The organism is Arthrobacter sp. Bi83 (genome assembly GCF_918698095.1).
Taxonomy (GTDB): domain Bacteria; phylum Actinomycetota; class Actinomycetes; order Actinomycetales; family Micrococcaceae; genus Arthrobacter.
In genome coordinates this window covers 13,842-34,861 of the sequence record NZ_CAKKLY010000021.1, presented here as the reverse complement: position 1 = coordinate 34,861, position 21,020 = coordinate 13,842, and the positions used below count along the sequence as shown (strand labels likewise).

Annotated in this window: 27 protein-coding genes and 1 pseudogene; 15 read left to right on the top strand and 13 right to left on the bottom strand. The window is 64.7% G+C overall.

The genetic code is table 11. From position 1 onward, the window contains the following. The first annotated feature begins 128 nt into the window (after nucleotides 1–128). The 5 genes from LQ144_RS11685 (at nucleotide 129) to LQ144_RS11665 (ending at nucleotide 4,357) form a co-directional block, all read left to right on the top strand. Nucleotides 129–1,229 (top strand): histidine kinase, encoded by a 1,101-nt coding sequence (locus LQ144_RS11685; RefSeq protein WP_230118871.1) that lies wholly within the window; start codon nucleotides 129–131, stop codon nucleotides 1,227–1,229. Continuing rightward, complete coding sequence (locus LQ144_RS11680) at nucleotides 1,217–1,915, top strand: response regulator transcription factor (RefSeq protein ID WP_230118870.1); 699 nt, start codon at nucleotides 1,217–1,219, stop codon at nucleotides 1,913–1,915. Before LQ144_RS11685 ends, LQ144_RS11680 begins: the two co-directional genes overlap by 13 nt. A gap of 107 nt (nucleotides 1,916–2,022) precedes the next feature. Next, on the top strand, nucleotides 2,023–2,487 hold the full coding sequence (locus tag LQ144_RS11675; RefSeq protein WP_230118869.1) for a DUF1579 family protein: 465 nt from the start codon (nucleotides 2,023–2,025) through the stop codon (nucleotides 2,485–2,487). 516 nt (nucleotides 2,488–3,003) lie between these two features. Then, nucleotides 3,004–4,146, top strand: a complete 1,143-nt coding sequence (locus LQ144_RS11670; RefSeq protein WP_230118868.1) for an EAL domain-containing protein — start codon at nucleotides 3,004–3,006, stop codon at nucleotides 4,144–4,146. A 64-nt stretch (nucleotides 4,147–4,210) separates the two neighbouring features. Further along, the gene (locus LQ144_RS11665) at nucleotides 4,211–4,357 is read left to right on the top strand and encodes a hypothetical protein (protein WP_230118867.1); all 147 of its coding nucleotides are present in this window, start codon (nucleotides 4,211–4,213) and stop codon (nucleotides 4,355–4,357) included. 57 nt (nucleotides 4,358–4,414) lie between these two features. Here the strand turns inward: LQ144_RS11665 and LQ144_RS11660 are convergent, their stop codons facing one another. After that, nucleotides 4,415–4,972, bottom strand: a complete 558-nt coding sequence (locus LQ144_RS11660; protein WP_230118866.1) for a putative immunity protein — start codon at nucleotides 4,970–4,972, stop codon at nucleotides 4,415–4,417. Between the two features lie 120 nt (nucleotides 4,973–5,092). On the opposite strand from LQ144_RS11660, the gene LQ144_RS11655 reads away from it, so the two are divergent. Further along, the gene (locus LQ144_RS11655; protein ID WP_230118865.1) at nucleotides 5,093–5,530 is read left to right on the top strand and encodes a DUF1801 domain-containing protein; all 438 of its coding nucleotides are present in this window, start codon (nucleotides 5,093–5,095) and stop codon (nucleotides 5,528–5,530) included. Between the two features lie 154 nt (nucleotides 5,531–5,684). On the opposite strand, the gene LQ144_RS11650 is transcribed toward LQ144_RS11655, so the two are convergent. Both LQ144_RS11650 and LQ144_RS11645 read right to left on the bottom strand, forming a co-directional pair. Beyond that, nucleotides 5,685–6,122, bottom strand: coding sequence for a VOC family protein (locus LQ144_RS11650; RefSeq protein ID WP_230118864.1), 438 nt, complete (start codon nucleotides 6,120–6,122; stop codon nucleotides 5,685–5,687). 310 nt (nucleotides 6,123–6,432) lie between these two features. Next, complete coding sequence (locus tag LQ144_RS11645) at nucleotides 6,433–6,852, bottom strand: VOC family protein (RefSeq protein WP_230118863.1); 420 nt, start codon at nucleotides 6,850–6,852, stop codon at nucleotides 6,433–6,435. Nucleotides 6,853–7,101: 249 nt separating this feature from the next. On the opposite strand from LQ144_RS11645, the gene LQ144_RS11640 reads away from it, so the two are divergent. Beyond that, entirely contained in the window at nucleotides 7,102–7,455 is a 354-nt protein-coding gene (locus LQ144_RS11640; RefSeq protein WP_230118862.1) for a VOC family protein, read from the top strand. Between the two features lie 258 nt (nucleotides 7,456–7,713). After that, nucleotides 7,714–8,319 carry a dihydrofolate reductase family protein gene (locus LQ144_RS11635; RefSeq protein ID WP_230118861.1) on the top strand — a complete coding sequence of 202 codons (606 nt, stop codon included), beginning with the start codon at nucleotides 7,714–7,716 and terminating at the stop codon, nucleotides 8,317–8,319. An 85-nt stretch (nucleotides 8,320–8,404) separates the two neighbouring features. On the opposite strand, the gene LQ144_RS11630 is transcribed toward LQ144_RS11635, so the two are convergent. After that, complete coding sequence (locus LQ144_RS11630) at nucleotides 8,405–8,848, bottom strand: YdeI/OmpD-associated family protein (RefSeq protein WP_230118860.1); 444 nt, start codon at nucleotides 8,846–8,848, stop codon at nucleotides 8,405–8,407. A gap of 209 nt (nucleotides 8,849–9,057) precedes the next feature. Here LQ144_RS11630 and LQ144_RS11625 point away from each other — a divergent pair, with 209 nt between their 5' ends. Beyond that, nucleotides 9,058–10,134: a hypothetical protein gene (locus LQ144_RS11625; RefSeq protein WP_354962142.1), complete on the top strand. Its 1,077-nt coding sequence runs from the start codon at nucleotides 9,058–9,060 to the stop codon at nucleotides 10,132–10,134. Nucleotides 10,135–10,246: 112 nt separating this feature from the next. Here LQ144_RS11625 and LQ144_RS11620 read toward each other — a convergent pair whose 3' ends face one another. Next, complete coding sequence (locus LQ144_RS11620) at nucleotides 10,247–10,930, bottom strand: TetR/AcrR family transcriptional regulator (RefSeq protein WP_230118859.1); 684 nt, start codon at nucleotides 10,928–10,930, stop codon at nucleotides 10,247–10,249. A gap of 96 nt (nucleotides 10,931–11,026) precedes the next feature. On the opposite strand from LQ144_RS11620, the gene LQ144_RS11615 reads away from it, so the two are divergent. Together LQ144_RS11615 and LQ144_RS22985 are read left to right on the top strand one after the other, a co-directional pair. Then, on the top strand, nucleotides 11,027–12,073 hold the full coding sequence (locus tag LQ144_RS11615) for an NAD(P)-dependent alcohol dehydrogenase (RefSeq protein WP_230118858.1): 1,047 nt from the start codon (nucleotides 11,027–11,029) through the stop codon (nucleotides 12,071–12,073). Then, the gene (locus LQ144_RS22985) at nucleotides 11,982–12,242 is read left to right on the top strand and encodes an IclR family transcriptional regulator C-terminal domain-containing protein (RefSeq protein WP_354962141.1); all 261 of its coding nucleotides are present in this window, start codon (nucleotides 11,982–11,984) and stop codon (nucleotides 12,240–12,242) included. Before LQ144_RS11615 ends, LQ144_RS22985 begins: the two co-directional genes overlap by 92 nt. Before the next feature lie 90 nt (nucleotides 12,243–12,332). Here the strand turns inward: LQ144_RS22985 and LQ144_RS11605 are convergent. Then, nucleotides 12,333–12,446, bottom strand: a pseudogene (locus LQ144_RS11605) (patatin-like phospholipase family protein); the annotation flags it as partial. 109 nt (nucleotides 12,447–12,555) lie between these two features. Between LQ144_RS11605 and LQ144_RS23110 the strand changes: the two are divergent. From LQ144_RS23110 to LQ144_RS11590, 4 genes are all read left to right on the top strand, one after another. Beyond that, entirely contained in the window at nucleotides 12,556–13,050 is a 495-nt protein-coding gene (locus tag LQ144_RS23110; RefSeq protein ID WP_354962145.1) for a tyrosine-type recombinase/integrase, read from the top strand. Between the two features lie 685 nt (nucleotides 13,051–13,735). After that, complete coding sequence (locus tag LQ144_RS11600) at nucleotides 13,736–14,374, top strand: hypothetical protein (RefSeq protein WP_230118856.1); 639 nt, start codon at nucleotides 13,736–13,738, stop codon at nucleotides 14,372–14,374. Beyond that, the gene (locus LQ144_RS11595; RefSeq protein ID WP_230118855.1) at nucleotides 14,337–14,819 is read left to right on the top strand and encodes a hypothetical protein; all 483 of its coding nucleotides are present in this window, start codon (nucleotides 14,337–14,339) and stop codon (nucleotides 14,817–14,819) included. The genes LQ144_RS11600 and LQ144_RS11595 overlap by 38 nt, the downstream gene beginning before the upstream one ends. A gap of 247 nt (nucleotides 14,820–15,066) precedes the next feature. Further along, entirely contained in the window at nucleotides 15,067–15,630 is a 564-nt protein-coding gene (locus LQ144_RS11590) for a hypothetical protein (protein WP_230118854.1), read from the top strand. Here LQ144_RS11590 and LQ144_RS11585 read toward each other — a convergent pair. The 7 genes from LQ144_RS11585 to LQ144_RS11555 all read right to left on the bottom strand — a co-directional run bounded on the left by LQ144_RS11585 (nucleotide 15,525) and on the right by LQ144_RS11555 (nucleotide 20,943). Continuing rightward, nucleotides 15,525–16,724, bottom strand: coding sequence for an MFS transporter (locus LQ144_RS11585; protein ID WP_230118908.1), 1,200 nt, complete (start codon nucleotides 16,722–16,724; stop codon nucleotides 15,525–15,527). The genes LQ144_RS11590 and LQ144_RS11585 overlap by 106 nt on opposite strands. 193 nt (nucleotides 16,725–16,917) lie before the next feature. Further along, nucleotides 16,918–18,327 carry an MBL fold metallo-hydrolase gene (locus LQ144_RS11580; RefSeq protein WP_230118853.1) on the bottom strand — a complete coding sequence of 470 codons (1,410 nt, stop codon included), beginning with the start codon at nucleotides 18,325–18,327 and terminating at the stop codon, nucleotides 16,918–16,920. Between the two features lie 110 nt (nucleotides 18,328–18,437). Beyond that, nucleotides 18,438–18,800 (bottom strand): thioredoxin, encoded by a 363-nt coding sequence (trxA, locus tag LQ144_RS11575; RefSeq protein WP_230118852.1) that lies wholly within the window; start codon nucleotides 18,798–18,800, stop codon nucleotides 18,438–18,440. Between the two features lie 64 nt (nucleotides 18,801–18,864). After that, entirely contained in the window at nucleotides 18,865–19,161 is a 297-nt protein-coding gene (locus LQ144_RS11570) for a rhodanese-like domain-containing protein (RefSeq protein ID WP_230118851.1), read from the bottom strand. 61 nt (nucleotides 19,162–19,222) lie between these two features. Then, the gene (locus tag LQ144_RS11565; RefSeq protein ID WP_230118850.1) at nucleotides 19,223–19,537 is read right to left on the bottom strand and encodes a rhodanese-like domain-containing protein; all 315 of its coding nucleotides are present in this window, start codon (nucleotides 19,535–19,537) and stop codon (nucleotides 19,223–19,225) included. 33 nt (nucleotides 19,538–19,570) lie between these two features. After that, complete coding sequence (locus LQ144_RS11560) at nucleotides 19,571–20,329, bottom strand: sulfite exporter TauE/SafE family protein (RefSeq protein ID WP_230118849.1); 759 nt, start codon at nucleotides 20,327–20,329, stop codon at nucleotides 19,571–19,573. Continuing rightward, nucleotides 20,326–20,943 carry a rhodanese-like domain-containing protein gene (locus LQ144_RS11555; RefSeq protein WP_230118848.1) on the bottom strand — a complete coding sequence of 206 codons (618 nt, stop codon included), beginning with the start codon at nucleotides 20,941–20,943 and terminating at the stop codon, nucleotides 20,326–20,328. The genes LQ144_RS11560 and LQ144_RS11555 overlap by 4 nt, the downstream gene beginning before the upstream one ends. Between the last annotated feature and the right edge of the window lie 77 nt (nucleotides 20,944–21,020).

The window sequence follows — 21,020 nt, the reverse complement described above, 5'->3', positions numbered from 1 at the left end:
CAGCGGTGCCGGAAGTGGCTTTGACGGAGCCGGTTCCGTCGAACGAACCGATTTTGCGAGGCGGATGGCGTTCTCGCCCGCGAACCACAGACGTCCTGGTCGCTGCCTCGTACACAGTGCCGGCCCTGGTGGCAGCTGTCGCCTTTCACGTCGGCGCGACCGACGGGGGCCAGGGGTTTATGCTCCCAGTGCTCGCTGTTCTGGGTTCGGGCACTGCGCTGCTGATCCGCCGTCGAACTCCCATCTTTTCGTTGGCCGCCACGGCAGGGATCATGCTCGCCACCTTCGCGGTTCCGGCAAGTTTCGCGGCGATGGCGACAGCCATGGCGCTGTACGCCGTCGCCGTCTACCGGTCAGTGCGGGGCGCCGTCCTTGGCCTGCTGGGGACCGGCGGAATCCTCCTTCTCGCCGCGGTCCTCCTCCCCGGGTCGACGGTGGACCTTGGCCAAGCCGGCCAGGCGATCGTCTTACTCGTGATCGCGGCGTTGGCCGGCCTGAACGTACGCACGCGCCGCGGCTACGTGGCCGCCCTCGTGGACCGCGCCGACCGGCTGATGCGTGAACGGGAGCACCTGGCCAGCATTGCCGCTGCCGCTGAGCGCAACGCGATCGCCCGGGAGATGCACGACATCGTCTCGCACGGGCTGGCAGTGATGATTTCCCTGGCCCATGGTTCGGCAGAGATCGCCCCTACCGATCCTGCCCGCGCCGTGCAAGCCATGCGCCAGGTCGCCGAGACGGGCCGCGTTGCAGTGGCGGACATGCGCCGGATGCTCGGAGTTCTGAACGAAGGCGACAAGGGGGAGTCCGCGGGCGCAGTAGCGCCTGCGCCCGGGGTGGGGGACGTCCAGGCGCTGGTAGAGCTTTTTCGTTCTACGGGCCTTCCCGTGGTCCTGCAGTCGGCCGGTGTTCCTCCGGCCGATCCCGGGATACAGCTGGTCATCTACCGGGTCATCCAGGAAGGGCTCACCAATGCGCTTAAGTACGCGAGAGGCGCCACAGAGATCACGGTTGGCATGCAGTTCAGCGCCGAGGCGATTATGGTCTCGGTGACGGACGACGGGCAACCAGGGGGCGTTCCTGCCGAACGTGCCGGGCATGGCATCGTGGGCATGCGTGAGCGCGTCGCACTGTATGGCGGCACGGTGCAGGCAGGTCCTCTGGCCGGCGGAGGATGGTCCGTGACCGCAGGGTTCCCGCCGCAGAAGAGAGCCCCATGGAAACGGTGACCACCCCGCCCGCGCGCCCGATCCGAGTACTGCTCGTTGATGACCAGACCCTTGTCCGAATGGGATTCCGCATGGTGCTGGATGCCCAGGACGGGGTGGAAGTCGTTGGCGAAGCCGCTGACGGCAGGGCTGGAATCGACATGTGTCGGACCCTGTCACCGGACGTGGTGCTGATGGATGTGCGGATGCCGGACACTGACGGCATCGCCGCGACCGAGCTAATCGCCCAGGACTGCCCGCAGTCTCGCGTCATTGTCCTCACGACCTTCGATCTCGACGAGTTTGCCTTCGCGGCGCTCCGGGCCGGTGCCAGCGGTTTTCTGCTCAAGGATGTGGGACCAGCTGAGCTGCTCGCGTCCATCAGAGCCGTCGCCGGAGGAGACGCCGCCATTTCCTCCAGGGTCAGCCGCCGCATGCTGGACCTCTTCAGCCAAAGGCTTCCCTCCGGTCCCTCCTCCGGGGATGACGAAGCCGTCGCGGCCCTGACACCGAGGGAACTGGAAATTTTCTCGGCCATCGCCGGAGGACTTACCAACACGGAGATCGGGGCACGAATGTTCGTGACCGAATCAACGGTGAAAACCCACGTGGGCCGCATCCTGATGAAGCTCGGGCTGCGCGACCGCGTGCACGCCGTCATCTTCGCCTACGAACACGGCCTGACCGGCGACCGCCGGCCGGGCTGACTGGCGGACGACTGGGGCGAAGCGTCGTTTTGTGTCAACGCAGGACACGCGTAACTAAAGGCGTGCGCTTACTGGCGGCGCCGGCGCATCCCGGCCAGACTGCCGGTATGACGATTACCGAAACCATGGCCCCGTTCGTGGGCACCTGGCAGGGCCACAACCGGCTGCGCATCATGCCCACGGATGAGTTCCAGGAATCCGTGGCGACTGCGACCGTCACCGTGACCGCCCGGGAGTTCGTGACCATCGAGTACACGTGGTCGCATGAGGACAAGCCGCAGAGCGGACTGCTGCTCCTGGGCTCCGGCCCTGCCTCCGGACCTGGTGCGGCAGCGGTGTGGGTTGATTCCTTCCACTCCGGGCCGGAATGGATGAACTTTGCCGGGGAAATCGGCGACGACGGCGTGGTCAGGCTGACCGGCTGGTACGCCGCCCCGTCCGGGCCTGACTGGGGCTGGGAGATCCACATCGAGCCCGGCGACGGCAACAGCGGACGGATCACCATGAACAACCTGGTGCCCGAACGTGATCCGTACCAAGTGGTCGAAGCCGTGTACCGCCGGCAGGCCTAGGTTAGTCTCTCCCATCTATAGCGGCTTGTTGCTTCACTGTGCTCATTGCCGTCAGGCGCTTATGCAGGCGTGCGGCAATGCCGGCATGAGGTCGATGGCCAGTTCGGTTTTCATATGAGACGACTTCGAAACCTGCCGCAGCGAGCATCTGAACGGCCTCTTTAATGGGCCATGAGTATCCGGGGGTATGGCGTGTGGCTGGTTAGTGATGCCACACGGAACGGGATACCAGGAAATCGTGCTGTCGCTTGCTCGATGAACGCTGGTACGAGGTCGACCCCCTCGACGGCGGTGCCGACTGTAGCCCGCAAGCCCAAAGTCGCCAGGTTGCTGCGATCCTGCTCGTTGCCGACGACCTTGAGCCGGCCGCGGCAGAGCAGGAGACCAGTGAAGCCGTGCACCGCCTAGGGCGCATCTTGCCTACTGTTGACGGTATTGTCATCACACCCGGTGGCCTCCACGGATCCGGAACACCAGTCAGCAGCGGTACGAACACCGGAGCAAGGAAAATAGCCGATGTCGAACGACGAGTTCACCTTCCCGCCGACTCCTGGCGCGTCACCCGTACCGGATCCGGGCGGGCCAGGATCACGGCCAAGGGGTCTTGGCAGTGGTCTGCAAAGGCAGGTGGCGGAGGTCATCCGCCATGTGCTGGAGGATCCGGATCCTGAAGGCGAGTGGGCCAGAAGCCAGCTGCGTGAACGCCTCGCCGCCTACCCGGGACACCCTGAGCGGGCGTTGCTGGAACATCTGATCCTGACCAGAAGCCTGACGGGTGCGGCCGAGGACGCGACCGCACCCCGCCCGGGGGAGGGCTCCGCCGAGACGGCGTTCCCGTTCGGCACCCATGACCTTGACCAGGGCTCCTTGGATGCCGGCCGGATACACCGGATTGAAGACGTGTTGGAGAATCGGATGGTGCTGACGGCCCTGCAGCCCATCCGAAGACTGCCCAGCGGAAACGTCCTCGGGTTCGAGGCACTGGCACGATTCGTCAGCACCGACGGCTCCCGCGCTGCCGCCTGGTTCCGGGACGCAGCTGCCCTCGGCCTCGGCATGGACCTGGAAATAGCAGCCCTTGAAAGTGCGATCACTGCCGGGCAGGAGATCCCTTCCCCGCTGTTCATCGCCGCCAACCTCAGCCCGGCCGCCATCACCGATCCCAGGGTCCAATACCTGCTGCTCACATCCGCCCTGCCGCCGGAGAGGATGGTCATCGATTTCACCGGGCATGACAGCGAAGGGCAGCGTGCAGGGGAAGACTGGGAAGCCATTAGCGTCGCCCTGGATCTGCTTCGCCGCAACGGCGCGAGCTTGTCCATGGACTTCTCCAGTGAGGACCGTTCCATCCCGCGCATCCGCGAAATCCGTCCGGACATCATCAAACTTGACCGGGATTTCATCAGTGGGTTGGTTCACGGTCAGGCCGGGGAGGCCGCCGCCGCGGTGCGCGGACTGGCCCGTGAAACAGGAGCGGTGCTGGTCGCCGAAGGAATTGAAACGCAGGCCGAACTCGACGCAGTCATCGAAGCGGGCGTGACAGCCGGACAGGGCTTCCTGCTGGGGCGGCCGTCGGCGAACCCCGCTGACTGGACCTCGTGGGTCGCCCTGACGCATAGCCGCCCCGACGGCTCGTCCCCACTGCGCCCCGGCCTCTAGCGGCTCTAGCAGCCAGCCCTCTGGGGTGCGTTTCATATGCGGGGAGGTCCGTACCGTGGCCGCCATGGCCGCCGCTGTCATCTCCCGGTTCGGTCGCCTTGCTGGCACCGCCCTTGTCATCATCTGGTTGGGACGCCTTGCTGGCACCGCCCTTGTCATCGCCAGGTTCTGCTGTGACGGTGGTGCCGCTGCCGCTGCCGCTGCCCGCTAAAGGTTCGGCCACCGGGCACCAACAGTACGGTGATCGACCGGCTTACGGGCGGCGGATTCAGCTGGAGGAGGCAGACTGGTCAGGGCGAGCCAAATCGGCCTGGATCGCGCGGATAATCGAGGCGAGGATTCCGGACGCGAGAAGTCCTGACCCCAGCGGGCCGGCGGAATTCCCACCCAGCGGTGGCAAGCGCCGAAGCGCGGACCGGGCTTCGGCAGTCATGTGCTCGAGTTGCCAGTGGACCTCGTCGTCGACCGTCTGGGGCCGATCGGGCGCTGCCAGTCCGGCCGCTTTCGCGGCATACGCTGCTGCCCCCAAGGCGTGCGCGCCCATGTGGGCGACGGATGCGGCTTGCGTGGCAGACCGGGCGGCAGCCACCGCAGCAGGGCTATTCACCTCGCGTGCGGCACGGCCCGCAACAAACCGCCGGCGGATCTCTTCGGCGGCACTGCGCTCACCGCGAGCGAAGGCCCGGGCTCGGGCGATGGCGTCGCGGGGGCGGCCATCTGCCGGTGCCTCTGCCTCAAATAAAGCCAGGACTCGCTCAGCGCAGTCTGCGGCCCAAATCGCGACGACGCGGCGCTCGGCCTCGCTTAGCGTCTGCGGAGAAGCCATATCAGTACCGTACACACCGCTCGCAGACCCATCCCCCTAGGCGACGCCAAGCGTGACACGCAGCCCTGCGGAACGACGCTACGGAGCGCTGGGCTCACCCTCGCCTGCAAGAATGGGCGCATGGCTGAGTCGAAAGGTTCTGGGTCCAAGTTCACCCCCGAGGAGCGGGCCGCAATGAAGCAGCGCGCCAAGGAGCTAAAGGAGCGGCAGAGCGCCGCCGAGGCCTTACAGTCGGTTCTCGACAAGATCGCCTCACTTGACGAGCCGGACAAGAAAAACGCTGAGCGCATTCACTCGATCGTCATGGGGGTCGCCCCGTCGCTGGCCCCGAAGCTGTTCTACGGCAGCCCCGCCTATGCCAACGCGGACGGCAAGCCCGTGCTGTTCTACCAGGAGCGCGCGAGGTTCAAGGCTCGCTACGGCAACCTCACGTTCTTCGGGCCGGCACAGCTCGACGATGGCACAATGTGGCCCACGTCATACGCCATCACCGAGCTCTCATCGGCCGACGAGAAGGTCGTCGCGGAGCTGGTACGGAAGGCCACTGGCCAGCTCTGATTCACATCGCCCTGATACCGGGTTGGGGCCGTCTCACGTGGGGTGCCTGCCCGGCAACGAGGAGACCGAGTGAGCGTCCGCAAGCCCGTCCTTCACCGGACAGTCTCTGGACCCTGAGGCCTGGCAATACAGGCCAATTGGGCCGATTCGGGTGTCAGTCTTTCTTCAGTTCCTGGGCGAGCATCACGAGGATTCCGCTGGGGCCGCGGAGGTACGTGAGTTTATAGACGTCCTTATAGGTCGCCACACCGCGTAGCGGATGGCATCCGTGCTTTGCAGCTACCTCGAGGGCCTTATCGATGTCGTCTACCGAGAAGGCCACGCGGTGCATGCCAATGTCGTTGGGCCGAGTCGGGTTCGACTCGATCGCCTCGGGATGGATGTATTCGAAGAGCTCGAGTCGACCATGACCATCTGGGGTCTGGAGCATCGCGATGTTGGCATGGTTTCCATCAAGTCCAACGGCAGTATCGGTCCACTCGCCCTTGACCGTGTCACGGCCGACGAGTGTAAGACCGAGATCGGTGAAAAAGGCGATTGCTGCTTCGATGTCGCGAACAGCGATACCCACATTCTCAAATTTGATGGCCATGCGTTGAAAGCTACCAAAGCGGAGCTATTAGCTCCAGTGGCGAGACGCCACTGTCTGTCCGTTGGCCGATCGGCTAACGGGCGGCCGGGGGTGACATTTGTCGCTGCGATTCACATGACCGCTGTCGGTCATTCCTGTTTTTGGCGGTCGAACCGTGGCGGTTTGACCAAAATCAGCCCATGGTGGGCGGTAAGTGGGCCGCGCGCAGCCTTGCAGCAGCACTCATCACCGACCACAAACGGACTGAAACCGTGCTTGGGAAGTGCCTAAGTGAAGTGTCGCGGGTTCAACGAAGTGGGACGCTTCCATGTCAGCCAGTGACGACGTCTGCCTCCGTGATGCCGTCCGCGTGTCCGGGAGGCCACTCGACCAGCTCGATTTCGTATCCGTCGGGGTCAGTGAGAATCGCCGTAAACGGCGGCCCGTCGGCGTCACCGTGTCGAACCACCGGCCCCGGTTTCAGGCCCGCGATGGTCAACCGGTCCAAGGTTGCCCCTAGATTGTCCACCTGCACCGCAAGGTGCTCGAAGCCGCCGGGGTCCACCGGTCCGGCAGCCGGGCGATGGACCAGTTCCAAAGAGACAGCCGGCTCCTCGGGAAGCTTGAGCAGGGAGAGAGTCGACTCACCATCGAGTTCGACGGTGCTCAGGACCTGGTAGCCGAGGATGGAGTAGAAGGTCAGCGAAGCCTCCCGATCGGAGACCCGGTAGGCGGGAAACAGCGTTTTCAACGGTTGAATCCTCCATGAGATAAGGCTGGGTTGGCGAGGCCGCGGCTGGACTCTATCGAGTGATGTTTCGCAACTATTAGACAAGAAACTAAGAGGTTCCGTCGATAGGTCCGCGCGGGTCCTCAACATGCAGGTGAGTGTTCCGTGTGTCCCACACCTAGCTCCCAGCTCGTATTCCTCGGCCGGGACAGTTGGTGTGCTGCTCGTGTCATTGTCCCCGGCCCGGCTCCTGACCAATAGGCTGGGCTGATGACCTTGGAATGGGAACAGGTGATCGTCCACTCGCTCGATCCGATGACCTTGGGGCAATGGTGGGCCGAGGCGCTCGGCTGGATGGTGGTCCACTCCTCCAATGACGAATTCGAGATCCGCGCCGAGCCGGATCGCCTGCCGGGGTTGGACTTCGTCCGGCTCGATGAGCCCAAGAAGGGCAAGAGCCGACTGCATCTGGACTTCAGGCCGGATGACCAGGACGCCGAGGTGGCTCGTCTCGTGGCTCATGGCGCAAAGCGTGTCGATATCGGCCAGGGTGAGCAATCTTGGGTCGTGTTGGCCGACCCCGAAGGGAACGAGTTCTGTGTCCTCGGCCGACGGCGCCAGTGACGAGCGTCTGGTGCGAATCGCTTTGAGCTGGGGAAGGCTTAACCGCCCACTGATGCTGCTTGACCCGGAGGTGGTCATCTAAGGCTAGGGAGCAGTCCATGTGCGTTATTCGGTAGCCCGCCCTTGACCGCGACCTCCGCGGGAGGTGCCCAAGGCTAGCGGTATGGCTCGGTTTCGGGCAGAGTTTCGGAGCAAGGTCCGGGATCGCCGATGAAGCGTCTCCGAGGGAACAGAGCGGCGGCAATGAAACTGACGACAATGACGCAGATCACCGTTGACGGAGTGGTGCAAGGAAACGGCCACGCGACCGATGATGAGCGCAGAGACGGGTTCGAGCGCGACGGGTGGGCCATGGGGGTCTTCGATGACGAGACCGGGGCGTTTATCACCCAGACGTTCCGGCGCGCCGATGCTTTCTTGTTTGGCCGGCGAACCTATGAGATCTTCGCGGACACGTGGGGCTCGAACGAGCAGATGCGCGCACACCCGATCGGTGTGGCGTTGAACAAGGCACCCAAGTACGTTGCATCGAACACGATAACCGATCCGCACTGGGCGGGCACGACCGTCCTCTCGGGCGACCTTGCGGCGGCCGTCGGCGAATTGAAGGCCCAGCCAGGAGGTGAGCTGCAGGTGCACGGCAGCGGAGCCCTGGTCCGGTGGTTGCTCGAGCACGAGTTAGTCGACGAGCTCACGCTGCTGATTGTCCCGGTGGTCTTGGGTCAGGGCACACGACTGTTCCCCGAAGCGGGCTTGGACGTCGCGCTCGACCTGGTTGATTCGCGAGCCGACACGAAGGGCGTGACGATTCAGGTCTACCGACCGGCCGGGCGCCCGCACTACCACCCTGCGCGCCCAGCCTGAAGGAAGTGGCATGCGCCGATTGGATCGTAGCCCTTGGCGCAGGACACGGGCTCTGCGTTAACGGGCTCCGGCCGCTTCGGCCGGCTTACTTCTTGCCTGCCTTGAGGTCGGCCACCATCTTGATGATCCGGCGTGAGCGCGTGTCTTCCGTTTTTGCATCCGCGATCGGCTCCACGTATCGCCGCTGGCTGCTGTAGTTCAGCGTCGCGTAGAACGCTTTCGCCTCGGGTTCGGCATCCAGGGCGGCGGCGAGGTCTTCGGGAACATTGATGACCCGCGGCTGCGTGTCCAGTTCGACGTCGACCTCAACAGTGTCTCCGGCCGACGTGCCGGTCAGTTCCCGGTTGGCCGCGCTGACCCCCACCATGTTGTGGCCGCCCATCACCGCGATGCTGCTGCGGTAGCTTTGGCCGTTGATGGTCACGACTACCGGCGGCCGCCTGCCTGCATTGAGTGCGTTGACGATGTCCTCAGGAATCTTAATGCCCGCTTTGTTGCCGCTGCCTTGAATGGTGGTGGTGAATTTCATGTTCACAGTATGCCTTCCCTCAAAATCCATGCATCCGTGGCCCGCCTCGGTGGAGGGCACGACGCGTCTGGGAAGGGGTGATTCTGACAGCACCGACCGAAGCCGGGCGGGATTCTGGCAGCGAAGATTCATGTCGCCGACTCTTGGAGTTCAGTTCGTGCCAATAGCCTCGTCCGGGGATTCAGAGACCAACGACGAGGAGAGTTTTCATGCGTTTAATGACAAGATTCGCGATCGCAACGGCCGGGGCCGTCCTGCTGTCGACCACGTTGCTGGCTCCGCCCGCGCTGGCGGCCAACAACGGCAACGACGCAGGTCAGATTAACGGCGACGGGCACCAGGGCAACACCAATGGCTTCAGCTTCGGAGTGATCGGCGACGTGCCCTACGGTGACGCTGAAATCCAGGCGTTCCCGTCCTACATTGAGGACCTCAACGCGCACAAGGAACTGAGCTTTGTCGCACACGCCGGCGACATCAAGAATGGATCTTCCCAGTGCTCTGACCAGTACTTCGAAGCCATCAGGAAGAACTTTGACAGCTTCACCGCACCGCTCGTCTACACCCCGGGCGACAACGAGTGGGCAGACTGCCACCGCTCGAACAACGGAGCCTACAACCCCTTGGAAAGACTAGCCAAGGTTCGGGAACTCTTCTTCCCCAAGGCCGGGTTCACACTCGGTGCACCCATGAAGGTGAAGTCGCAGGCCAAGGAAGGCTTCCCGGAGAACGTCAGCTTCCGCAAGCATGAGGTCGCCTTCACGGCCGTCAACATTCCGGGCAGCAACAACTCGATGCTGCCTTGGACCGGACTCGGCCAAACTCAGCCCACTGCCGCCCAACTGAATGAGGTCCAGCAGCGGACCCGAGCGGATATCGAGGAGTTGAAGGCCACGTTACGGAAGGCGCAGAACCGCGGTGACCGGGCCGTCGTCGTGATGACTCAGGCCGACATGTTCGACCCGACAATCGCGGCTCCGTCCCAGGCTGATTTCGGTGCTTACAGGACCCTGGTGCAGACCTTGATCGAGGAATCGAACTCGTTCAGCGGTCCCGTCTATCTGATCAACGGCGACAGCCACGTTTACAACCAGGACCACCCCCTCGCGGCTGGCTCTGCGTGGCTATCCTTCTACGGTCAGGCCACAGCGGCGAAGAACCTGACGCGAGTCACTGTGGATGGCTCCAACAATGCAAAGGACTGGCTCAAAGTCACCGTCAATCCGGAGGGTTCAGAGAGCGTCATGTCGTTCGACCGGATCCCGTTCACGCACCCGGCTTCGTAGCGGGTCCGTGAGTGGTTGAGCGGCCACTGCCACGAGGGACTGGAGAAGGTATCCCCGCCGTGGTCGATGATGGTTTTGGTGATCGGTAGTCGAGGATCACGTTCGCGAGCGGTCAGGTGTGGCGGGCTCCACCGGCGTGCTGAAGCGACCTCGCCAGGCCTTCGAGAACCAGGTCAAGCCCGAAGTTAAACTCCGCACCGTAGTCGTAGCCGGGTTTCATGATGTGCTCAATCGAGAACTCGGCGAGGTGCGGGTAGTCCTCGGCGGAATACCGATCCATCATCTGCTCGGCGACTTCGGTGACGGTCTCGGGGCCGTTGATGGGCAGTGTGGCTTCGGAGAGGGCGAACCCATACACGTAAGCGTCCATCAAGGCAAAGGCGTGTGCGGTCATCTCCACCGAGAAGCCCGCCTCACGCAGGGTGCCGATGACGGCGTCGTGGTGCTTCAGCGTCGCCGGGCCGGGGCTTGTTCGCGTCTCCACGAGACCGATCGCCCAGGGGTGACGCCGCATCGCTTCACGGGCGGAGGCGGCCCGCCGTCGCATCTCGGATTGCCAATCGCCGCCGACTGTGGGCAGTTCGATCTCGCTGAAGACGATGTCCACGATGCCGTCGAGGACCTCGTCCTTGTTGGCAACGTGGTGGTAGATCGACATTGGCTTGGCCTCGAGCGCGTTGGCCAGCGAGCGCATCGTCAAGGATCCAATGCCGCCGGCATCGGCGATCGCGACGGCGGCGCGCAGCACCAGCGCCCGGCTGAGCCGGGGGCGGCTCTCGTTCGTTCGTGCAGGCATCCAGACTCCAGAGTTTCGTTCGGGCCATAGACCGTTCGTACTAAGTACGATACATTAAACGTACTTAGTACGGCAAACTGACTGGAAGGTACCGACATGACGAATCCCAGAAGCGCGAAGTCCGCGGACAACACGGCAACCGCCGACACGATGCAGGCCATCGTTCAGGACGGATACGGCCCCGTCGACGTCTTCCGACGCGGCAGGATCGCGCGGCCCGAGATCGCTGAGAACGAAGTGCTGGTCCGCGTGCACGCGGCAGGCATGGACCGCGGGACGTGGCACATGATGACGGGCCGCCCCTACCTCATGCGCGTCATGGGGTTCGGATTCCGTGCGCCGAAGAATCCGGTGCCCGGGTTCGACGTCGCCGGCACGGTCGCCGCCGTCGGATCCGCGGTGTCCCGGTTCGCCGTGGGGGATGAGGTGTACGGGATGGCCCGGGGCTCGTTCGCCGAGTACGCCGCGGCGCGGGAGGACAAGCTCGGCCACAAGCCGGCGAACCTGTCATTCGAGCAGGCGGCGGTGGTTCCGATCTCGGCCGGTACCGCCCTCCAGGCCCTGCATGACGCCGGGCGGGCGGAGCGTGGGCAGAAGGTGCTGATCCTGGGCGCCTCGGGCGGCGTCGGTTCCTACGCCGTGCAGCTGGCCAAGGCCCTCGGAGCGGAGGTCACCGGCGTAAGCAGCACCGCGAAGACCGATCTGGTGCGTTCCCTCGGGGCCGACCATGTCTTGGACTACACGCAGGATGACTTCGCCGACGGAACGCGTCATTACGACCTGATCCTGGACATCGGAGGGAACCCGCCGCTTTCACGGCTGCGGCGCGCCCTCACGCCCACCGGAACGGCCGTCATCGTCGGAGGTGAGGAAGGCGGCAGGTGGACGGGCGGCTTCGGCCGGAGCCTGCGGGCACCATTGGTGTCCCTGTTCGTACATCAACGCCTGACCATGCTCGCTTCCAAGGAACGCGCCAGCGACCTCGAACGGCTCACCCCTCTCATCGAGACCCGCCAGGTGACGCCGAGCATCGACAGGACGTACACGCTCGATGAGGTTCCGGATGCCATGCGCCATCTCGAAGCCGGAGACGTGCGCGGCAAAATCGCCATCACCATTCTCACCGAAGAAGGAAAATCATGAGCACGCGAACCCGGCACCCGTCTTCAACCGGCGCGGCGAAGTCGTGGCCGGCCTGAGCATCGTGACGCTGGAGCACAGAATCGATGCGGAAGAGCGCGAACTAATCATCGAGTCACTGCGCGCGTCGGCGTCGAAGATCTGCGACACGCTGGTGCTTTCCGAGGGCTGAATGACCGACGAGAGGAAATCCGGCCTCGCATGGCGCCCGAGGCGGTAGCAGCTGCTGTCACGCTGACCGAGTCGACTGATTTGGAGGGCGTCAGCGCCAGAACTCAGTGAGCTGCTCGGCAAGGGCTCTGCCTTGGGTGTAACCAGCCCGAGCAGCGGGCGGACGCAGTGCCAGATCCATCGCATTGGCGCCGAACATGTGCTCGGGCCTGTTGACTGAACTTCGGGGAGACTGAACCCAGGCTTTCCGGAGAGGTGGTCATCGTGGACGAAATGCGGCCGAAGCTGCTCGAGGGGTCAGATCGCCGGATGATCTGGTTGACGAGCTGATCGGTGCATTACGGACAAGCCGGGACCGGGCGCTCGTGAGCCTGTACCTGTCCTCGGGTGCCCGGGCGAGCGAGCTTCTCGGTGTCCGGCGTGACCAGGTGGACTGGGCCAGGCAGCGCGTCTGGGTGGTTTCAAAAGGGTCCCGGACCCTGGAACCGGTGCCCGCCTCTCCGGAGTCCTTGCAACATTTGGCGGCATATTTCCATGAGCACAGCACCCCTGGACCGGGCGAGCCGATCTGGCGGGCCCTGCATGGGAAGCCGCGACCGTTGAATGACCACGTGGCGCGCAGGGTCCTTCAGCCCGCGAACACGGCGCTGGGAACGGACTGGTCGCTGCATGATCTGCGGCACACAACAATCGACCGGGTGGTGACCGACCCGAATCTGACATTGCACCGTATCTGCGGCCGCGGATTGACGAGGTCTTGCAAAAGGTACAGGAGCACTTTGCCGCACAGCGGCCGGAGCCGACGCTGACGCCCGGCTATGACGCGGACGACTTCACGGTCGTGTCCGGTGGTTAAAGGACTCACGCATCCGGAACAGCGGCGCCTCGAGCCGGCATCGGCCGGAGAACGCAGATCCGCAGCGTCATCACGCCTGCCCCGGCAACCCTGCCCCGGCAACCCTGCCAGCGGTCCCGCCGCGCCCGCAAGGAGACCTGGATACAGCGACTCTCGAGACGATCAGCGGTCTGGTCGATAAGAACTGGCCGCGGTCCCAACCGAGGTGCTCGCTGCGCCGCGCGGGTTTGAGGAGGCTGCTTGGCTACCTCGAGGGGCACCCGGGCCGGTCATGGCAGCAACGATGGGTGGCATCGGGTCTGAACGACGGGGACCGCCGGATCCGGGAACTGACTACAGGGGATCTTCGTCTGGACGGGGAGCTGGGCCATTCGCTCCTGCTGCCGTGCTGCCGTGCGGCCTGCGAGTGATCCGGCCGCCTTTGGCGGCGTTCCGGGTCAACAGCTTCGTGCGCTATCACGAACTTTTCGAGGTTGCGCAGAACGATCCGGATCTGGAGCGGTTTCTGGCGTTGGTCGACGGGCACGAAGCCTCGGGGCATTTCAAGCGGTTCGCCCGCTTCGATGTTGCCGCCGCGCTGACGACCCAGGGCATCGCTTTCGCCGATCTGAGCGCGGAAGCGCTGCTTCATTATGCGATTGCCACCCGCGAGGGCGGCTGGGGGCGCCGGCTACGAGTCCTACGTCGGTCACCTCGCCTGGCAGGTGATGGCCGAGTCCGGTCACTTCCCCGCGCACGTTCCTGCCACGTTGCGCGGAGCGAAGCGTGCCCCGGCGATGACGCCTGCAGAGCTTGTTGACCGGCACAACGTCACCGACCCGGACATTCACGCACTGTTCGTGGCTTACCTGACGCGCCGCAGCCATGACATTGACTATTCGACTCTGCGGGATATCGCAGCGGACCTGTGCGGAAAGTTCTGGACCGGGGTCCGGAAGGTCAACCCCGCGCAGGCGGATCTCGCCCTCGCGCCGGAAGATTATGAGAGCTGGAGGGCCGTCCTGGAGATCCGCGGCGACGGGCAGCCGCGTCTGAGCACGGACGCAGTTCTGACGACAATCCGGGCCTTCTACGTCGATATCCAGGGCTGGGCAGCCCAGGAACCCGAACGCTGGGCCCGATGGGTTTCCCTGCCCCATTGGCAGGAGGGAAACCAGGTCACAGGCGAAAACGAAACGCCGAGGCAAGGAACGCATGGATGGCCGAATACGCCTGCTTCAACCGCTCCTTCCTGTTTTCGTGGCCGCTGTGACCGCCCGCCGGGACCACCTGCATGACCTCCTGAACGCAGCGACCGATGCCGAACCCTACCAGGCACTGACGATCGGAGCGAAGAACTATCGAAGGCTGTTCACCGTCGGTGACGCCCGGCATGCACAGCGTCCCGGCCATGCCAACATTCGGGTGCGGGTGCTCGATGAGTCGACCGGACAGAAACTTAACGTCACGTTCACCGAGGACGGCCCGTTCTGGCAGTGGGCAACCGTTGAGGCCTTGCGGCACACCGGGCTGCGTTGTGAGGAACTTCTGGAGCTACCCCGATTGAGCATCCGCCAGCATGCCCGGCCCAACGGGGAAGTTGTGGCCCTGTTGGTGGTCGCCCCGTCCAAGACCGACCGTGAACGCGTAATCCCGATGACCGCCGAGCTGTTCCATGTGGTCGCGACCATTATCCGCCGCCTCACCCGGAACCGGCGGGGCGCCTCTGGCGACCCGCTGTGACCCGTACGAACGGATCACGAGTGAGCCGCAGCCGTTTCTGTTCCAGCGCACAATCCGGCAACGCACCGAGGTCATCAATCCCGGGACGCTGCGCGCAGAACTCGGCAAACTCAGCGATGTCCCGGCCGTAGAGCACCCGGCGCTGGCCGGATGCCGGCTACCCCACACGACTTCCGCCGCCTGTTCGCCACCGACCTCGTCAACCACGGCCTGCAGATCCACATCGGCAGCCGCCCTCCCTGGACACGTGGACGTGCAGACCACCCACGGCTACGTTACCGTCTTCCAGGAACACGTCATCCGCCACTACCAGACCCACCTCGCCGGCCCCCGGGCGGCCAGGGCCGCACGGGAATACCGGACCCCGACCAAAACTGAATGGGCCGAATTCGAAGAGCACTTCGATAAGCGCAAAGTCGAGCTCGGCAACTGTGGGCGACCCTACGCCACCCCCTGTGAACACGAACACTCCTGCATCCGATGCCCCCTGCTCCAGGTGGACCCTGGTATGATCGGCCGCCTCGACGAGATCAACACCAACCTCATCGCCCAACGCGAGCTCGCCCACACAAAAGGCTGGCTCGATGAGCTCAAGGGCATCGACCTGACCCTCCGATTCCTCCACGACAAGCGCGCAGATGCACAACGGCTGGCCCGACTGATTTGGGCATCCCGGTCATCCGTCCTTGAAGGGGTTCCACTCGTTCATCCCTGGGCGCGGTGGTCGCTGTTTCGCATCCGTGCAGCCACGATGAGCCCGGAGAGGGCAGTCAGGCCGGCGACGACGGCGACGGCTGCCGCGATGCCGTAGGCGTCGGCGATGAGGCCGGAGAGCAGGGCGCCGACGGCGAACCCGCCGTCTCGCCACAGCCGGTAGATACCAACGGATCGGGCCCGCCATTCGGGGTGGGCGACGTCGCCGATCGCTGCTAGCAGTGTGGGGTAGACCATGGCGGTGCCGGTACCGAGCAGGACGACGGCTGCCAGCCAGGTTCCGAAGTCATTCCCGAGGGCGACCATGCCCAGCGCCAAGGCCTGGACGAGCATGCCTCCGATGATCAGCGGTTTGCGGCCGATCCGGTCCGAGAGGGGACCGGTGATCAGTTGCCCGGCGCCCCACACGGCCGGGTACACGGCGGCGAGGACACCGATGCGTTCGATGCCGAGCCCTGCGGCGGCGAACAGGACAGGAAACAGTCCCCACGCCAGGCCGTCGTTGAGGTTGTTCACCATCCCGGCCTGGCTGACGGAGGACAGGGACTTGTCCCGGAAGCTCGTCAGGGTAAACACCTCACGGTTGCTCAGCCCGGCCTGGGTTCCTGCGTGGGCCGGGACATGCCGGGCGGCTTCGGCTTTGGCGTGGTGGTGTGTCTCGCGGACGGTCAGGACCGAGAGTCCGAGGCCGACGGCGATGAAGGCCGCGCCGAGCAGGAAAGGCCCGGGACGCAGTCCGTAGGTGGAGGCGATGTAGCCGGTGGCCAGGGCGGTGCCTGCGACGCCGAGGTAACCGGCTGCTTCGTTCAGGCCCATTGCCAGGCCGCGGCGTCCGGGGCCGACGAGGTCCATTTTCATCATCACGGTGGTGGACCAGGTCAGGCCCTGGCTGATGCCCAGCACCACGTTGGCCGCGACGATCCACCCCCAGGAATCCGCGAAGATCAGCAGCAGCGGGACCGGGAGGGCGATGAGCCAACCGGCCACGAGGACCGGTTTGCGGCCGTGCCGGTCCGAGAGGGTTCCGGCGAAGTAGTTGGTGGCGGCTTTCGCCACCCCGAACGCCAGAATGTAGGTCAGGGATGAGGTGTACTGGTCGAGGTGGAAGACTTTTTCGGCGAGCAGCGGCAGCACGGTGCGCTCCTGGCCGAGGGTCCCGCCGACGAGGGCGTTGACGGCAACGAGGAGCATGAACTGGGCCAGGTTCTGCCGCAGGCCCAGTGTGATGGCATCCCTTTGTCCGGGACGCGGTGGGGAAGACGTGCTGCCGGATCTCACGGATACGCTCCAGGTGTCAGTACGAGGCGGCGGAGGGCACAGCTTGGCGGCGGCCGGGTTTCGGGCCGCCGCCAAGGCTTTCATCCAGGGCTGATGCTGCTTGTGTTTAGTTGCTGGACACGGCTTCGCGTGCCTGCTGCCAGGCCGTCCAGGCGGCGTAGCTGCCGTCGAGTTCGACGACGTCGTATCCGGCGCGGCGCAGCGCGCTGGCGGCTACGGAGTTCCGGACCCCGGACTGGCAGTAGGTCACGATGGTGCCTTCTGTGGGCAGTTCGTCCAGGTGCCATATGACGCGGCCTCCGCTGAGCTGGTGGGATCCGGGGATGTGCCCGGCGGTGTGCTCGGTGCGGTTGCGGACGTCCAGCACCATGGCCGCATCGAAGCAGGCCAGGTCCGCTGGCTGGATCAGCTTGGGCGTGAACGGGGGGAGTCCCTCGATGCTGGTGACGTAGCCGGCGACGTTGTCGATTCCGACGCGGACCAAATGGTCCCACATCTCCTGCGCCTGTTCTTGGTCAGCGGCCAGGAGCACCAGCGGGTTCTTGTCGGTTTCGGGGTTCACGATCCAGGCGCCGTAGCTGGCCACCGACTTGCCGGCCGGAACGTTCAGGGAACCGGCGACGGTGCCTTCGTGAACTTCCGCATTGGGGCGGGTGTCGATGAAGGTGACGTTGTCCTCGGCGAGGTTCTTGGCGACGCCGGCGGGATCCAGCTCGGCCAGCGAGGTGCGTTCGCCCATGACGGCCGGGCCTTCACGGTTTTCGCGCTTCATCCGCCCAAAGTACGCATGCGCGTCGGGCTGGCCGTCGAGGAGTTCGTCGATGAAGCCCTGCTCATCGTTCGCGGCGAGGTAGGGACCCCACCAGGCGTAGAGGCGCTCATAACCAACCGTCGATGACGGGATGGCACCAAGGGCCTTGCCGCAGGCGCTGCCGGCCCCGTGGGCCGGGTGGACCTGGACGTAGTCCGGCAGGGTCAGGAACTTATCCCGCAGGCTGGCGAACAACTGCTTCGCTCCGACGAAGCGGGTGTCGAAGCCGCCGGCGGCTTCGTCGAGCAGGTCGGGGCGTCCCAGGTCCCCGGAGAAGACGAAGTCGCCGGAGAGCAGGTAGCCGGGCTGGTCGCTGAATGCGCCGTCGGTGACCAGGAAGGACAGGTGCTCCGGGGTGTGTCCCGGGGTGTGGACGGCCTGGATGCTGATGTTGCCGACGGTGATCTTGTCACCGTCGTAAAGGCGTTCGCCGTCGAATTCGTACTGCCAGTCCGGCCCGCCTTCACCGGAGACGAAGATTTTCGCGCCGGTGGCGGCAGCGAGTTCGCGGGTGCCGGAGAGGTAGTCGGCGTGGATGTGGGTTTCGGTGACGGCCACGATCTTCATGCCGTTCTTCTCGGCCAAGTCCTGGTAAACGGCGATGTCGCGGCGGCCGTCGACAACGACGGCCGTGCCATTGGCCTGGCAGCCGATCAGGTAGCTGGCCTGGGCAAGGTCCTCGTCGTAAATACGCTCGATAAGCATCTGGTGTTCTCCTTCGTGAGGGGAAGTTAGGTGTTTGTTCTTTACTCATTCTAATACCCCGGGGGGTATGCGGCAATGAGGGATGTGCCATTCTGTTGGGGCTGCGGGTGTTATGGGTGTTGCGGTGCGGCGTGGGCCCGGAGTTCGTTCATGTCCAGGTTCTTCACGGCCTGGATGACTTCTTCGAGTCCTGTGGCGTTGAGTGCTCCGGGCTGTGAGAAGACCAGCGTTTTGTCCTTGAACGCCATGAGGGTGGGAATGGAGGTGATGCTGGCCGCCGCGGCGAGGGCCTGTTCGGCTTCAGTGTCGACCTTGGTGAACGTGATGTCCGGGTGCCGTTCGGCGGCGGCGCCGTAGGTGGGGGCGAACATGCGGCAAGGGCCACACCAGGCTGCCCAGAAATCAACGAAGACGATGTCGTTGTCCTCCAGGGTTTCAGCGAAGTTCTGTTCCGTGATGTCGATGGTTGCCATGAATCCTTCATGTCCTTCCGGTGCTGGGTAAAGCCAATATGTGGTCCTGCCCTTTGTCGCGTGGTCAGGTGGTGGGGAGCCCTGCGCGGGTCCAGGCGATCATGCCGCCGGCCATGGTGTCCGCGGCAAAGCCGGCCCCGTTCAGTGCCTCGGCGACGCGGGCGGAGCGATTGCCGCTGCGGCAGACCGCGATCACGGGCACTGTGGGGTCCAGCTCGGACAGTCGTGCCTGCAGCTGCCCCATGGGGATATGCAACGCTCCCGGGATCATGCCTTCGGCAACTTCAAAGTCCTCGCGGACATCCAGGATCCGGGCCGTGGAACGGCGCTGGTCGGCTTCGTTGACAGTGATTTCAGCCATGGGCTTCTCCTTCGAACGGGTTCGGCTGTTGTTCTTAGCGGACGGGTTGGCCGGCCTGGCGCTAGGCGCCCATGCCGCCGCGCAGGGAATACGCCTCATAGCCCTTTTCAGCGAGCATCCGGGCGGCGGAAGCGGACCGGACCCCCGACTGGCACATGGCTATCACGGGTCCGGTCTTCTGGATGCCGGTCGTGCTGCTGTGGAGCCTGTCCATGGGGACATGCTTGGCCTGCGGGGCCCGTCCGGAGCGCCATTCCTGGACGGTGCGAACGTCGATCAGGGCGGCACCGGAGGCCAAGAGTTCCTTCGCCTCAGCGACGGATACCTTCTTGTAGGGCTTGCTGAAGGCCTTCTTTAGGGAGCTGATGAGTCCCATGACGTTCTCCTTTGTTTCGGCAGGGTGGGTTTTTCAGGCGGTAACGGTGCCCGCAGTGACCCAGGCTGCGACGGCAAAGATGAGCACCGCGAATGAGATGCGGATGTGCTTGTCGTTGAGGTGGCGGGCGAGCCGGGCAGCGAAGAGGGATCCGAGGATCGCCGGGACCGCGAAGGACAGGACGCTGGGCCACTCGATGGTAAATCCGGTGGCGTGGGCACCGAAGCCTGCGGCCGAATTGATCACGATGATGGCCAGGGATGACCCGACGGCTTGTTTCATCCGCAATCCCAGAAACAGTGTGAGGGCCGGGGTGATCAGGAAACCCCCGCCTACACCCAGCAGTCCCGTGAGGAACCCGACGAGGACACCTACCCCCACGGCCTTGGGGGCACAGGAGCGGAAGGAGCGGTTGGGCCCGGTGCTGCACGAACCCTCCGTTTCCGTGGTCCGCATGAGCATCCGGATCCCCGCAATCACCATGATCACGGCGAAGGCGAGCATCAGGATGTTTGGATCCAGCAGCCGGCCTACTGCAGTCCCGCCCCACGCGGCGGGGATTCCCGCGGTACCAATAATCAGGACCACGGGCCAGTTGATGCCTTCGCGCAGCCGAGGGATCAGCGCCGCCAGGGAGGAGATGCCCACCACCAGCAGGGAGGTTGGGATGGCCTCAGCAGGGGTCATGCCCACGCCGTAGACCAGGGCAGGGACGGCGATGATCGACCCCCCGCCGCCGACTACACCGAGAACGATCCCGACGAAGAGCCCCAGTGACAGGGCCGCAATCATGCTGCCGGTGTCTGCCTGGCGTCGGCCACCGGCAGCTGCAGGATGGCGCTTTCGCGAGTGGGTTCCTTGGCGGCCCTGTTCCATGGCATCGCCGAGATGGCCTGGCCCATGGCGCAGGTGTTGGTGGCCGCGGAGAAGGTCAGACCTGCCCCGATGACGCCGGCAAGCGTCCGGATCTTAGGGGAGACGAACTTCCCGCCGGCCAGGCCAAGAACGACCAGGGACCCTGCGGCGAGGCGGACCTGGCGCTCCAGGTCCCAACGGTCTTTGCCCTTGACGACGTCGCCGCCGGCGGTAGCGAATCCGGGGACGCCGCCGGTCAGAACGTAGGCCGTATCGATGCCGGAACCGGCGAGGCGCTGACGTGCCTGCTCGGCGCGGGCTCCGGACTGGCAGACGAGGACGACGCGGCTGCCCAGGCGGGCGGCCAGTTCGTCGGTGTGTTCGGACAGCAGCGGCAGCGGAACGTTGTAGGAGCCGCGGATGTGCATGGACTCGAACTCAGCGGCGGAGCGCACGTCGATGACCGCAAGGTCCTGATGCTCGGCGATCCAGCTGCGCAAGGTCTCCGGCGCCAGGGCGGTAATGGCGGTGGAGGGGGAAGGGGAAGTCATGGGGGCCTCTCAAGAGGAGTCGTTGGTGGATACCCCACCGAGTATTGCAGATACCCAAGGGGGTATGCAAAACACCC

Excerpts from the sequence above, each read along its gene's own strand:
- LQ144_RS11680 (WP_230118870.1), top strand. The coding sequence starts at position 1,217 with ATGGAAACGGTGACCACCCCGCCCGCGCGCCCGATCCGAGTACTGCTC.
- LQ144_RS11675 (WP_230118869.1), top strand. The coding sequence starts at position 2,023 with ATGACGATTACCGAAACCATGGCCCCGTTCGTGGGCACCTGGCAGGGC.
- LQ144_RS11670 (WP_230118868.1), top strand. The coding sequence starts at position 3,004 with ATGTCGAACGACGAGTTCACCTTCCCGCCGACTCCTGGCGCGTCACCC.
- LQ144_RS11665 (WP_230118867.1), top strand. The coding sequence starts at position 4,211 with ATGGCCGCCGCTGTCATCTCCCGGTTCGGTCGCCTTGCTGGCACCGCC.
- LQ144_RS11660 (WP_230118866.1), bottom strand. The coding sequence starts at position 4,972 with ATGGCTTCTCCGCAGACGCTAAGCGAGGCCGAGCGCCGCGTCGTCGCG.
- LQ144_RS11655 (WP_230118865.1), top strand. The coding sequence starts at position 5,093 with ATGGCTGAGTCGAAAGGTTCTGGGTCCAAGTTCACCCCCGAGGAGCGG.
- LQ144_RS11650 (WP_230118864.1), bottom strand. The coding sequence starts at position 6,122 with ATGGCCATCAAATTTGAGAATGTGGGTATCGCTGTTCGCGACATCGAA.
- LQ144_RS11640 (WP_230118862.1), top strand. The coding sequence starts at position 7,102 with ATGACCTTGGAATGGGAACAGGTGATCGTCCACTCGCTCGATCCGATG.
- LQ144_RS11635 (WP_230118861.1), top strand. The coding sequence starts at position 7,714 with ATGACGCAGATCACCGTTGACGGAGTGGTGCAAGGAAACGGCCACGCG.
- LQ144_RS11630 (WP_230118860.1), bottom strand. The coding sequence starts at position 8,848 with ATGAAATTCACCACCACCATTCAAGGCAGCGGCAACAAAGCGGGCATT.
- LQ144_RS11625 (WP_354962142.1), top strand. The coding sequence starts at position 9,058 with ATGCGTTTAATGACAAGATTCGCGATCGCAACGGCCGGGGCCGTCCTG.
- LQ144_RS11620 (WP_230118859.1), bottom strand. The coding sequence starts at position 10,930 with ATGCCTGCACGAACGAACGAGAGCCGCCCCCGGCTCAGCCGGGCGCTG.
- LQ144_RS11615 (WP_230118858.1), top strand. The coding sequence starts at position 11,027 with ATGACGAATCCCAGAAGCGCGAAGTCCGCGGACAACACGGCAACCGCC.
- LQ144_RS22985 (WP_354962141.1), top strand. The coding sequence starts at position 11,982 with ATGAGGTTCCGGATGCCATGCGCCATCTCGAAGCCGGAGACGTGCGCG.
- LQ144_RS11585 (WP_230118908.1), bottom strand. The coding sequence starts at position 16,724 with ATGCTCCTCGTTGCCGTCAACGCCCTCGTCGGCGGGACCCTCGGCCAG.
- LQ144_RS11580 (WP_230118853.1), bottom strand. The coding sequence starts at position 18,327 with ATGCTTATCGAGCGTATTTACGACGAGGACCTTGCCCAGGCCAGCTAC.
- trxA (WP_230118852.1), bottom strand. The coding sequence starts at position 18,800 with ATGGCAACCATCGACATCACGGAACAGAACTTCGCTGAAACCCTGGAG.
- LQ144_RS11570 (WP_230118851.1), bottom strand. The coding sequence starts at position 19,161 with ATGGCTGAAATCACTGTCAACGAAGCCGACCAGCGCCGTTCCACGGCC.
- LQ144_RS11565 (WP_230118850.1), bottom strand. The coding sequence starts at position 19,537 with ATGGGACTCATCAGCTCCCTAAAGAAGGCCTTCAGCAAGCCCTACAAG.
- LQ144_RS11560 (WP_230118849.1), bottom strand. The coding sequence starts at position 20,329 with ATGATTGCGGCCCTGTCACTGGGGCTCTTCGTCGGGATCGTTCTCGGT.
- LQ144_RS11555 (WP_230118848.1), bottom strand. The coding sequence starts at position 20,943 with ATGACTTCCCCTTCCCCCTCCACCGCCATTACCGCCCTGGCGCCGGAG.